This is a genomic window from Roseovarius autotrophicus, from assembly GCF_018069895.1.
GTDB classification, from domain to species: domain Bacteria; phylum Pseudomonadota; class Alphaproteobacteria; order Rhodobacterales; family Rhodobacteraceae; genus Roseovarius; species Roseovarius autotrophicus.
Genome location: NZ_JAGQDH010000001.1, coordinates 26,434 through 38,393, shown reverse-complemented (window position 1 = coordinate 38,393; position 11,960 = coordinate 26,434). Strand labels below are relative to the sequence as shown.

General features: G+C 66.5%; 11 protein-coding genes. 6 read left to right on the top strand and 5 right to left on the bottom strand.

What is annotated here, in order from left to right:
- Positions 1 to 65: 65 nt before the first annotated feature.
- Genes KAK09_RS00180 through dusB form a run of 3 tightly spaced genes read right to left on the bottom strand, consistent with a single transcriptional unit; the run spans position 66 to position 3,481 of the window.
- Entirely contained in the window at positions 66 to 1,427 is a 1,362-nt protein-coding gene (locus tag KAK09_RS00180) for a response regulator (protein ID WP_210876820.1), read from the bottom strand.
- 3 nt (positions 1,428 to 1,430) lie between these two features.
- Entirely contained in the window at positions 1,431 to 2,501 is a 1,071-nt protein-coding gene (locus tag KAK09_RS00175) for a two-component system sensor histidine kinase NtrB (RefSeq protein WP_210876819.1), read from the bottom strand.
- On the bottom strand, positions 2,498 to 3,481 hold the full coding sequence (gene dusB, locus KAK09_RS00170; RefSeq protein ID WP_210876818.1) for a tRNA dihydrouridine synthase DusB: 984 nt from the start codon (positions 3,479 to 3,481) through the stop codon (positions 2,498 to 2,500). The genes KAK09_RS00175 and dusB overlap by 4 nt, the downstream gene beginning before the upstream one ends.
- A 160-nt stretch (positions 3,482 to 3,641) precedes the next feature.
- On the opposite strand from dusB, the gene ispF reads away from it, so the two are divergent.
- From ispF to KAK09_RS00155, 3 genes are read left to right on the top strand one after another with little or no spacing between them, the layout of a single operon-like run.
- Positions 3,642 to 4,775, top strand: coding sequence for a 2-C-methyl-D-erythritol 2,4-cyclodiphosphate synthase (gene ispF / locus KAK09_RS00165; RefSeq protein WP_210876817.1), 1,134 nt, complete (start codon positions 3,642 to 3,644; stop codon positions 4,773 to 4,775).
- A complete protein-coding gene (locus KAK09_RS00160; protein WP_210876816.1) occupies positions 4,766 to 5,260 on the top strand; it encodes a phosphatidylglycerophosphatase A family protein in 495 nt (164 codons plus the stop codon). The genes ispF and KAK09_RS00160 overlap by 10 nt, the downstream gene beginning before the upstream one ends.
- A complete protein-coding gene (locus KAK09_RS00155) occupies positions 5,257 to 5,730 on the top strand; it encodes a CinA family protein (protein ID WP_210876815.1) in 474 nt (157 codons plus the stop codon). Before KAK09_RS00160 ends, KAK09_RS00155 begins: the two co-directional genes overlap by 4 nt.
- An 89-nt stretch (positions 5,731 to 5,819) precedes the next feature.
- Here the strand turns inward: KAK09_RS00155 and KAK09_RS00150 are convergent, their stop codons facing one another.
- On the bottom strand, positions 5,820 to 6,266 hold the full coding sequence (locus KAK09_RS00150; RefSeq protein ID WP_210876814.1) for a type II toxin-antitoxin system RatA family toxin: 447 nt from the start codon (positions 6,264 to 6,266) through the stop codon (positions 5,820 to 5,822).
- Between the two features lie 71 nt (positions 6,267 to 6,337).
- Here KAK09_RS00150 and hpt point away from each other — a divergent pair, with 71 nt between their 5' ends.
- A complete protein-coding gene (hpt, locus tag KAK09_RS00145; protein WP_210876813.1) occupies positions 6,338 to 6,880 on the top strand; it encodes a hypoxanthine phosphoribosyltransferase in 543 nt (180 codons plus the stop codon).
- Positions 6,881 to 7,058: 178 nt separating this feature from the next.
- Here hpt and KAK09_RS00140 read toward each other — a convergent pair whose 3' ends face one another.
- A complete protein-coding gene (locus KAK09_RS00140; RefSeq protein WP_210876812.1) occupies positions 7,059 to 8,288 on the bottom strand; it encodes a DegT/DnrJ/EryC1/StrS family aminotransferase in 1,230 nt (409 codons plus the stop codon).
- A 121-nt stretch (positions 8,289 to 8,409) separates the two neighbouring features.
- Between KAK09_RS00140 and KAK09_RS00135 the strand changes: the two genes are divergently transcribed.
- Entirely contained in the window at positions 8,410 to 9,627 is a 1,218-nt protein-coding gene (locus tag KAK09_RS00135; protein ID WP_210876811.1) for an MFS transporter, read from the top strand.
- Positions 9,628 to 9,744: 117 nt separating this feature from the next.
- Positions 9,745 to 11,943: an NADP-dependent isocitrate dehydrogenase gene (locus tag KAK09_RS00130; protein WP_210876810.1), complete on the top strand. Its 2,199-nt coding sequence runs from the start codon at positions 9,745 to 9,747 to the stop codon at positions 11,941 to 11,943.
- Positions 11,944 to 11,960 lie beyond the last annotated feature (17 nt).

Genomic DNA, 11,960 nt, shown 5'->3' with positions numbered 1-11,960 from the left:
CCGCCCCGCAAGATGCAGACTCAAATGGCGCTTTTCGCTGATCACGCCACAGTGCTGTTGCAGTTTTACATCAACTTGCGGCGACGTGTCACGCGAATATCCAGATCGCTCATCTTCTTGCGCAGGGTATTGCGGTTGATCCCCAACAGATCGGCGCAGCGGATCTGGTTGCCACCCGTCGCCTCGAGCGCGATCTCGATCAGCGGGGTCTCCACCTCGCGCAGGATGCGGCCATGCAGACCAGGCGGCGGCAACTCTCCGCCATGCAGGTCGAAATAGCGCCGCAGATGGGCGGCCACCGACGTGCTCAGCGTCTCGCCCCGACCGGGCCGCATCACCGGCTCGGCCTTGGGCTGCGTGCCAAGGATGGCGGCGATCTCGGCCCGCCCGATCACCTCGCTCTGCGCGGTCAGCGCCAGCTGCCGCATGGCATTCTCAAGCTGGCGCACATTGCCCGGCCAGCTATAGGCGCGCACAAGCTCTACTGCCTCATCCGAAAGCCGCCGCTCGGGTGCGCCGGGCCGGTCCTCGCGCGCGAGGAAATGGGTGGCCAGCAGCGCGATATCCTCGATCCGCTCGCGCAGGGCGGGCACGTCAATCACCACGCCGCTGAGCCGGTAATAGAGGTCCTCACGCAAGGTCCCCTCCTCAAGCGCCACCGCCGGCGGCACCCGGCTTGTGGCCATGAAGCGTGGCGCGTTCTCGCCCGGTGCCTCCATCATCCGCACCACACGGCCTTGTATCTCGGGCGGCAGGTCGCTCACCTCGTCGAGCACCAGCGTGCCGCCGCGCACCCGCGCCATGACCTGCGCCGGTCCTTCCAGATCGTTCAGATCCGCCGCCGTCACGGTGACGAAAGGCAGGCTGCGCCGATCCGAATAATCGTGCACCGCGCGCGCCACCAGCGATTTGCCCGTACCCGATTCACCGCAGATCATCACCGGCAGATCGGCATGCATCACCTGCGCCACCACCTTGTAGAGCGCCTGCATCGCCGGGCTGCGCCCGATGAGCGGCAATTCCTCGGGCCGCTCGTCGGGCACTTCGCGCGTGCCCTTGCGCTCGCGCGCGGCCAGCGCGCGGGCGGTGCGCTTCATCAGGTCGGGCAGATCGAAAGGCTTGGGCAGATAGTCGAACGCCTCTGCCTCCGCCGCCTTGATCGCGGTCATGATCGTGTTCTGCGCCGAAATCACGATCACCGGCAGGCCCGGCCGGTCGAGCGCGATCTTGGGCAGCATCTCGAGCCCGTTGCCATCGGGCATCATAACATCCGAGATCACCACATCGCCGCGCCCCTCGGCCACCCATCGCATCAGCGTGGTCAGCGATGAGGTGGCATGAACCTTGCACCCCGCTCGCGTCAGCGCCTGCGTCAGAACCGTGCGAATCGTGCGGTCGTCATCGGCCACCAGAACCGTGCCATCCATGCGTCAGCCCTCCTTGCCTTGCGCATCCGCGCGTTGCAGTGAAATCCGGAACACCGTGCGCCCCGGCACCGACTCGACCGAGATCCAGCCGCCATGGTCCGAGATGATCTTGGCCGCCAGCGCCAGCCCCAGCCCGGTGCCATTCTCGCGCCCGGAAACGAACGGCTCGAACACGTCGGACGCGATGTCGGTCGGCAGGCCGGGCCCGTCGTCGATCACCTCAAGATGCAGCGGCAGCGACCGCGCGCCGCCCTCGCGCCGCACCCGCAATGCAGCATCGTAGAATGTGCGCAACCGGATCGTGCCCTGCCCGATCGACGCGGCTTCGGCGGCGTTTTTCAGAAGGTTGAGCACCACCTGCAAGAGCTGGTCCCCGTCGCCGAGCGCGGGCGGCAACGAGGGATCGTAATCCTCGACAAACCGCATTTCCCCGGCAAAACCCAGCATCGCCGAGCGCCGCGCCCGGTCGAGCACATCATGCAGGTTGACCGCGCGCAGCGCGGGCGCGCTCATGTTGCCGAACTGCTCGACCCGCTCGAGAAGCGCGACGATCCGGCGGCTCTCGCTCACGATGAGGTCGGTCAGTTCCCGATCCTCCGCCCCGAGCGTCATCGACAGAAGCTGCGCCGCCCCGGTGATCCCCGCGAGCGGGTTCTTGATCTCGTGCGCCAGCATCTCGGCCATGCCGATGGCCGAGCGCGCAGCGGCCTTGACGGTGCTGTTCTGTCCGACCCGCCCCGCCAGTTCGCGCGGCGCGATGAGCAGGAGCATGTGCCCCGGCGCACCCGCGAGCGGCGCCACCTGAAGGTTGCATATCACCGGTGGCCGCGTGCCCGTGCCCACGTCAACATCGTTGATGAACAGCGGAGCGCCGCTTGCTCTCGCACGGCCAAATGCCGCCTCAAGCGGCGCATCAATGGCGAGCCGGTCCCAGACCGGCTCTCCCACCAGCGTGCGTGCCGAGCCGAGCAGGAAGCCCTCTGCCGCAGGATTGAGCCGCGCGATGCGTTCCTCGGCGTCGATGACCAGCGCCGGAACCGGCAGCGAGGCCCAGAGCGGCTCGTCCGCGCTCATGCCGCGCACCTCAGCCCGAACGCCTCGGGCAAAAGCCGCGCCACCTGCGCCGGCGTGGCGGTCAGCACCAGACGGCGCAACTGCACCGGCGTCGCGGCCTCATCCATATACCAGCCCAGGTGCTTGCGCGCGACGCGCCCCCCCAGACCTGTTCCGTAAAAGGAAAGCATCGCCTCATGGTGCCCGGCCACCAGATCGGCCAGCGCCGCCCCTTGCGGCACCCGCGGCGCAGGCGTGCCCCAAATCGCCGCCGCCACCTGGGCCAACAACCAGGGCCGCCCCCGCGCGCCGCGCCCGATCATCACCCCGTCCGCGCCCGAAAGCGCAAGCGCACGCCGCGCCGAGGCCGCGTCCACGATGTCGCCATTGGCGATGACCGGCACGCGCACCGCTTCCTTCACCGCCCGAATCGCGGCCCAGTCGGCTCGCCCCTGGTAGAACTGGCAACGGGTGCGCCCGTGCACCGTGATCATCGCCACGCCCGCGCCCTCGGCGCGCGCGGCGATCTCGGGCGCATTCAGGCTTGTGTCATCCCATCCCAGCCGCATCTTGAGCGTGACGGGCACCGATACCGCCCCCGCCACCGCCTCGATCAGCCGCAATGCATGATCGGGCGCCCGCATCAGCGCCGAGCCCGACGCCCCCGCGCCGCGCGCCCGCGTCACCTTCTTCGCCGGGCAGCCCATGTTGATGTCGATGATCCGCGCCCCCTCGGCCTCGAGCCTGCGCGCCACCTCCGCCATCGGCCCCGCCTCGCAGCCCGCAATCTGCACCGAGGTATTCGCCCCCCCGAGGCCCAGTTCCGCCTTCTCGCGCACGCCGGGGCGCGCGCTCAGCATCTCGCGGCTGGCAATCATCTCGCTCACCACCAACCCCGCGCCGAAACCGCTCACCAGATCCCGGAACGGCAGATCGGTGATTCCGGCCATGGGGGCGAGCAGGACCGGCGGGATCAGGGGCCTTTGGGCCAATGTCAGCATGGTTTGCCTATTCCTTGTGCAACACCGCCGTTTTATCTGGCCCGCCTTGCGCGAACAACGCAATACGCACCATATTCACGCCCTCATCGATGAGGTTGCCTATTATTTGGGCATGTGCCCCGGCATTGCGCTCTTCCGCGTCGCGCCGTAATCAGGGGCCATGACAATCGCCGCCCTCATCGTCGCCGCAGGCCGGGGCACCCGCGCGGGCGGGGAGCAGCCGAAACAATGGCAGCCCCTCGCGGGCCGCCGCGTGATCGACTGGACGCTGGCCGCGCTTTCCCCCTTCGTCAGCCGCACCGTGCTCGTGCTCCACCCCGATGACATGGCCCTCGCCCCTGCGGGCATAGAGGTCACGACGGGTGGCGCGACACGGCGCGCCTCGGTGCTGAACGGGCTGGAACATCTCGCGCATACAGGCACGCCGCCGCGCTATGTGCTCATCCACGACGCCGCCCGCGCCACCCTGCCGCCCGCTGTGGTCAGGGACGTGCTCGACGCGCTGCACGCCGGTGCGCCCGCCGCCGCGCCCGCGCTGCCCGTCACCGACGCGCTCTGGACCGGCCATGAGGACTACGTCACCGGCACACAGGACCGCACCGGTCTTTTTGCCGCGCAGACCCCGCAGGGCTTTGATTTTGCATCAATCCTGACCGCGCACCGCGCCCATGAGGGCGACGCCGACGACGATGTCGCCATCGCCCGCGCCGCGCACCAGCCGGTCACGATCACCCAAGGGCACGCCGACAATCTCAAGATCACCCATCCCGGCGATATCGACCGGGCCAGCCGCATATTGGGGGGGCAGATGGATATTCGCACCGGCACCGGCTTTGACGTGCACCGCTTCGGGCCGGGCGATCACTGTATGCTTTGCGGTATAGCCGTGCCGCATGAGCGGGGCCTCCAAGGCCATTCCGATGCCGATGTGGGGCTGCACGCGCTCGCGGATGCGATCTATGGCGCGCTGGCAGAGGGCGATATCGGGCGGCATTTCCCGCCCTCCGACCTGCAATGGAAAGGCGCCGAAAGCCATGTCTTTCTGCGCCACGCGGTCAGGTTGGCGACAGAAAAAGGCTTTTCCATCAGCAATATGGATATCACTTTTCTCTGCGAACGCCCCAAGATCGGCCCGCAGGCGCAGGCCATGCGCGCGGCGCTCAGCGCCATCACCGGCGTGGCCCTGGACCGCATCTCGGTCAAGGCCACCACGACCGAGCGCCTCGGATTTACCGGCCGCGAAGAGGGCATCGCCGCGCAAGCCGTCGTGACGCTGGTGAAGCCATGCGCCTGACCCATCTCATCGCCACGTTCTTTCATGTCGGTCACCTGCGGCCCGCCCCCGGCACATGGGGCTCGCTTGCGGCCTTTCCCGTGGCCTGGGTGCTTCACGCGCTTGGCGGGCCGGGCCTTCTGGCGCTTGGCGTGGCCGTGGCGTTTGCCTCAGGATGGTGGGCCACCTATCTGGAAACGAAAGGAAAAGAGGATCATGATCCGTCCGAGATCGTGATTGACGAGGTGGCGGGGCAATGGCTCGCCTTCCTGCCGGTCTCGATCGGCGCGGCCCATGCAGGCGTGTCGCTCACCGCGCTCTGGCCGGGCTGGATCACCGCCTTTCTCGCCTTTCGCCTGTTCGACATCTGGAAGCCGGGGCCGATCGGTTGGGCCGACCGGCGCGGCGACGCGCTTGGCGTGATGCTCGACGACATCCTCGCCGGGATAGCAGCGGCGCTCTGCGTGATGCTGGGCGCGTTTCTCGCGCATGTGGTTTTCACATGAATATTGCATCGCAAATTCTTGATATTGCAATATCAAAAGAAATCATGATCGCCACCGCGGAAAGTTGCACCGGCGGCATGGTCGCGGTCGCGCTCACCGATGTGGCGGGTTCCTCTGCGGTGGTAGAGCGTGGCTTTGTCACCTATTCCAACGCCGCCAAGATCGAGATGCTGGGCGTCTCGCCCGCCACCCTCGCCACCCATGGCGCGGTGTCGGAGGCGGTCGCGCGCGAGATGGCCCAAGGCGCGCTCGCCCATAGCGCCGCGGCACTTGCGGTCTCGATCACGGGCATCGCCGGGCCGGGCGGGTCCGAGCACAAGCCCGAGGGGCGCGTCTGCTTCGGCCTCGCCATGGCGGGCCGCCCGACACACGCGGAAACGCAGGAGTTCGGCGCAGCAGGCCGCGCCGAGGTCCGCCGCCTCAGCCGCGATCATGCCTTGCGGCTTTTGCGTGACGCGCTCACCTCCTGACCCCCGTCATCCCCGCGAAGGCGGGGATCTCCCGGCGACCAGGGATCCTCGGGTCACGCCCGAGGATGACGGCGCGCGACAGGCCGGCCTCAACCATAAAGCGTCTGCGCCCGCGCCTCGAAGGCGCGCACGATCCGCTTCATCGCCTCGTGAAAGAACATCTCGGCCGCCGATTGCAACAGCCTGTTGCGAAACGCGAAATCCACGTCGAAGGCCACTTCGCAACCGCCCTCGACATCGCGGAACGCCCAGTTCGAGCGCATGTATTTGAACGGCCCGTCAAGATATTCCGTCTCGATCCGTTGCGCCTTTGGCCAGAGCACGACACGGCTGCCGAATCGCTCGCGAAACACCTTGAAGCTGATCACCAGATCGGCCTCTATCACCTCGGAACCGTCCTCATGCGGGGTGACGCTGCGCACCCGCGCCGCCGCCGTCCAGGGCAGGAACTCCGGATAGTGTGCCACATCGGCGACCAGCCCATACATCTGATCCGCCGTATAGGGCAGGATCCGCGTTTCGGCATGTGACGGCATGGTGCACCCGGATTTCTCGTGACAGTGACGCGGTTTTTCCTAGACTAACCCCGGATATGCAAGAGGAAGACATGACGCAGCGCAACTATGTCATCGACAAGCTCATTTCCGCCAAGAGCATCGCGGCGCGGGTCGAGGCGCTCTCGCACGAGATCGAGGCGGAATTCGCGGGCACGCATAAGCTCATCGTTGTGGGCCTCCTGCGCGGCTCCTTCATCTTCATCGCCGATCTCGTGCGCGAACTGGACCTGCCGGTGGAGGTCGATTTCGTTGAAACCTCCTCGTATGGCAATGCCATGGAAAGCAGTCGAGAAGTGCGGATTCTCAAGGACTTGCGCGGGGATATTGAAGGGCGTGACGTGCTTGTGGTCGAGGATATCGTCGATACCGGCCACACGCTTTTCCATGTCCTCCACCTTCTGGAAAGCCGCCGCCCCGCGCGGCTGCGGACCATCGCACTGCTCGACAAGCCCTCACGCCGCGAGGCCCCTATCCGCGCCGACTGGATCGGGTTCGAGATCCCCGATGAATTCGTCGTAGGCTATGGCATCGACTACGCGCAGCGCAACCGAAACCTGCCCTATATCGGCAAGGTTCGCTTTGTAGGCTCATGAATATAATACATCTTTTAAAGCTGTCCCGTTGGGCGCGGCGGCCTCCGGGGCCACGCACCGTGCGGCTCTGGCTGATCGTGATCGGCATTGCGCTGACGATTGCCGGAATCGAAGTCTTGCTCGGTTGGCCAGAGGCCCTCACGCTGGAGCCGCGTCGATCAATTCTTCGCCCTTGAAATCATAGGCTTGCCGCGCGTTTCCCATGTGGCGCAACGGCCTGCCAGACCGCCCCCACCTCGGCGCGGATGATCCGCGCGATCTGCGCGCAATCCTCAAGGCTGAAGGTCAGCGGCAGGCGCATGTCGAGGATGGCGCACAGAATCCGGTCGCTCTCGGGCATGGCCGGATGGGGCGCATAACGCCAGCTGTCATAGCGGCTGGTAAAGCCCTTCGGCTTGGCCCCGCCGAACCACTTGAGTTCCACCCCCCGCGCGGCACAGCGCGCCAGAACCTCCTCGATCCGGTCGCCAGCCCAGTCGAGCAGAAGAAACTGAATGGACGAACCGACAAAGCGCCCCGCCTCGGGACGCTCCACGATCCGCAGCCCCGGCGTGCCACGCAATCCGCGCTCGACCACCCGGTAGCGCGCATTCCAGTTCTCGCATTGCTGATCGAGCGCGCGCAGTTGCGGCCGCAAAATCGCCGCGCGCAGATGGTCCATCCGCCCCGAGACATTGGGCGTGTCGTATTTCACCCGCTCGAACACCTCGGCGGGCGGCACCGTGCCGTGTCGCGCATAGAGCATGTAGGAGCCGGACAGGATCACCGCACGCGCCATCACCTCGTCATCGTCGGTGACAAGAAACCCGCCCTCGCCCGAATTCATGTGCTTGTAGGTCTGCGTCGAATAGCAGCCCAGCTTGCCCCACCGCCCCGAAGGCACGCCACGCCAGGCCGCCCCCATCGTATGCGCGCAATCCTCGATCACGGTGACGCCCGCCGCATCACAGATTGCCATCAACTGCTCCATATCCGCCAGATGCCCGCGCATGTGGCTGAGCATCAGCACGCGCGCCTGCCCTTGCCCCGCCTTGGCCGCCAGATCATCAAGGTCGATGGTCAACCCCTCGGTCACGCCCACATAGACCGGCACCGCACCGACACTGGCAATCGCCCCCGGCACAGGGGCAAGCGTAAAGGCATTGGTCAGCACCGCCTCGCCCGGCGCCACCCCGAGCGCGCGCAGCGCCGTGGCCATGGCATAGCCGCCCGAGGTGACGGCAAGCGCGTGGCGCGCGCCGGTATAGGCGGCGAATTCGCGTTCAAGCAACGCCACCTCGCCCACCTCGTCCCCGACAAGATTGTAGCGATGCAGCCTGCCCGAGCGCAGCACGTCCAGCGCCGCCGCTATCCCCTCCTCGGGGATCGGTTCCTGCTGCGTGAATGAGCCCTTGAACACCTCGGTCATAGGTCAGTTTTGGCGCGGGCACGGCGGCGCGTCAATGGGCAGCGCCCCGCTTTCACGCCCGGCACTCTGGGCCAGCCGTGCGTGCCGTGCTAAGGGGACGGCACGTCGTTGAAAGTCCCCCATGTCCGGCTCTCCCGCCCTGCCCCTCAGACCCGCCGAATTCATCGCCCTCATGGCGATGATGGCCGCGACCGTGGCTTTTTCCATCGACGCCATGCTGCCCGGCCTGCCGCATATCGCCGATGCGCTCAGCCCCGAGGCCCCGAACCGCGCACAGCTTATCATCACCGCCTTTCTGGCGGGGCTGGGCGTGGGCACCTTCCTTGCCGGGCCCCTTTCGGACAGTTTCGGGCGGCGCAGGGTGATCCTCTGGGGGGCGGCGATCTACATGGGCGGCGCGGCACTGGCCATGGCGGCACACTCGCTCGAGGCGCTTCTGGTCGCGCGCGCGGTGCAGGGGTTGGGCGCGGCGGCATTCCGCATCGTCTCCATCGCCATCATCCGCGACATGACCTCGGGGCGCGAGATGGCGCGGCTCATGTCCTTCGTGATGATGGTCTTTGCGCTCACGCCTGCCTTCGCGCCGCTTATCGGCGCGGGGCTGATCGCGCTGGCGGGCTGGCGCGCGGTCTTTGCCGCTTTCGTGCTCTTCGCGCTTGTCCTCTCCACATGGATGATGCTGCGCCTGCCCGAGCCGCTGCCGTCCGAGCGCCGCCGCCCCTTCCGCCTGCGGCCCCTCGCGCGCGCCGCGCGCGAGGTGGTGGCCCATCCCGTCACCCGCCGCGCGATCATCGTACAAATGCTGGCGATGACCACGCTTTTCACATCACTATCCATGGTGCAGCCGGTGTTTGACGAAACGTTCGGGCGCGGCGTGGAGTTTCCGTTCTGGTTCTTCGGCATGGCGCTCATCGCAGGCTGTGGCAGCTTTGTGAACAGTCGCCTCGTGATGCGGCTGGGCATGGTGCGGATGGTGCACGCGGCGCTTCTGGCGCAGGTGGTGCTTTCGGTGCTGGCCATCCTCGCCTGGCGGGTCGGTCTGCCGCCCGGCGCGCAATTCGCCGTCTTTCTGATCTGGCAAACGGGCGTGTTCATGCAGGCGGGCTTTACGCTTGGAAATCTCAACGCACTGGCCATGGCGCCCATGGGGGCGATCGCGGGCATGGCCGCAAGCGTCACCGGCGCGGTGGCCACCGTGGGCAGCGTGGCGCTGGCCATTCCCATCGGGCAGGCCTTCGCCGGCACGCCGATGCCCGCTCATCTGGGCGTACTGGGCGCGGTTCTGGCGGGGCTTGTGGTCCTGCACCCGCTGCGCGCCGCTCTGGCCGAGACCGCATGAGTGGAATAATTATGTATACCGTCGCATACTATCTTTTCCCGGCGTTGGTTTTGGTCTATGAGGCGGGCGAATGAACGAGTCTCGCACCCGCGACCGGATCGACAAAAGGAGCCCCCAATGGCCAATACCCCCGACATCATCTATACCAAGGTCGATGAAGCGCCCGAACTTGCCTCGGCCTCTCTCCTGCCGATCATCCGCCGCTTTGCCGCCGCGGCCGGTGTGTCGGTCGAGACGCGCGACATCTCGCTTGCCGGGCGCATCCTCGCCGCCTTCCCCGAATATCTGAGCGCGGATCAGCGCGTCAGTGACGACCTCGCCGCACTTGGCGAACTGGTCAAGACACCAGAGGCCAATGTCATCAAGCTGCCCAACATCTCGGCCTCGGTGCCGCAGCTTGTCGCCGCGATCAAGGAGTTGCAGGCAAAAGGCTTCACCATCCCCGACTACCCCGAGACGCCCACCACCGAGGCTGAAAAGGACGCCCGCGCGCGCTATGACGCGATCAAGGGCTCAGCCGTGAACCCGGTCCTGCGCGAGGGCAATTCCGACCGCCGCGCCGCGAGCGCCGTCAAGAACTACGCACAAGCCAACCCCCATTCCATGGGCGAGTGGACCGCAGCGAGCCAGACCCGTGTCGCCGCCATGGCGGGGGGCGATTTCTTCTCGAACGAGCGTTCCGCCACCCTCGCCAAGGCCGCGACCGCGAAGATCGTGTTGGAAACGGCGGATGGCGAGACCGTGCTCAAGGACGCGGTGAGCTATCCCGCAGGCACCGTGGTCGATGCCACCTACATGAGCGCCGAAGCACTTGACGCCTTTTTCATGCAGGAGATCGAGCGCACCAGATCCGAAGGCACGCTGTTTTCGCTCCACCTCAAGGCCACGATGATGAAGGTCTCCGACCCCATCATCTTCGGCCATGCGGTCCGCACCTTCCTGGCGCCCGTATTCGAGCAATTCGGGGGTGACATGGCCGCGCTCGGCGTCAATCCCAATTTCGGGCTGGGCGACCTGCTGGCGCGCGTCAAGGACCGCGCCGACATCAGATCGGCCATCGACTCCTGCCTGGCCGAGCGTCCGCCACTCTATATGGTCGATTCGGACAAGGGCATCACCAACCTGCATGTGCCCTCGGATGTGATCGTCGATGCCTCCATGCCCGCCCTCATCCGCGCGGGCGGCAAGGGCTGGGGCCCGGACGGCAAGGAGCATGATTGCGTTTGCGTCATCCCCGACAATTCCTATGCCCCGGTCTATGACGAGACGATCCGCTTCTTCAAGGCCAATGGCAAGCTCAACCCGGCCACCGCCGGCACGGTGCAGAATATCGGCCTGATGGCGCAAAAGGCCGAGGAATACGGCAGCCACCCCACCACCTTCGAGATCCCGGAAGACGGCACCGTGCGCATGATTCTCGACGACGGCACCGTGCTGCATTCGCATGAGGTGAAAAAGGGCGACATCTGGCGCTCGGCCTCGGCGCGCAAGGCACCCGTAGAGGATTGGGTGAACCTTGCCATCGAACGGCAGAAGGCCACGGGCTTTCGCGCGATCTTCTGGCTCGACGCCGCCCGCGCCCATGACGCCGAACTGATCGCCTATGTTAAGCCGATCCTCGAAGCCGGGGGGGTTGCCGACAGGTTCGAGATCATGGCCCCGCGCGAGGCCACCCGCGCCAGCCTTGAGACCATCACCAAGGGCGAGAACACGATTGCCATCACCGGCAACGTGCTGCGCGACTACCTCACCGATCTGTTCCCGATCCTGGAGCTTGCCACCTCGGCCAAGATGCTGTCGATCGTCAAGCTGATGAATGGCGGCGGCATGTTCGAGACCGGCGCAGGCGGCTCGGCGCCCAAGCATGTGCAGCAACTCGTGGCCGAAAACCACCTGCGCTGGGACAGCCTGGGCGAGTTCTGCGCATTGGGCGAAAGCCTGAAGTTCCTCGCCGACACCAGGGACAACAGCCGCGCGCGTATCCTCGGCGAAGCGGTCGAGGCGGCGACGCAAGGCATCCTCGATCACAACCACTCGCCCTCGCGCAAGGTGGGCCAGCCCGACAACCGCGACAGCCATTACTGGTTCGCCCGCTACTGGGCCGAGGCGCTCGCGGCACAGACCGAGGACGCTGCGCTGGCCGCCGAATTCGCGCCGCTCGCCAAGGCACTGGCCGATAACGAGGCGGCCATCGTGGCAGAACTGGCCGCGGCACAGGGCGCGCCTGCCGATATCGGCGGCTACTACCACGCCGATGCGGAAAAACTCGCCGCCGTGATGCGGCCCTCGGCGACGTTGAACGGGATCATCGGCTGATCCCGGCAGAGGCAAGA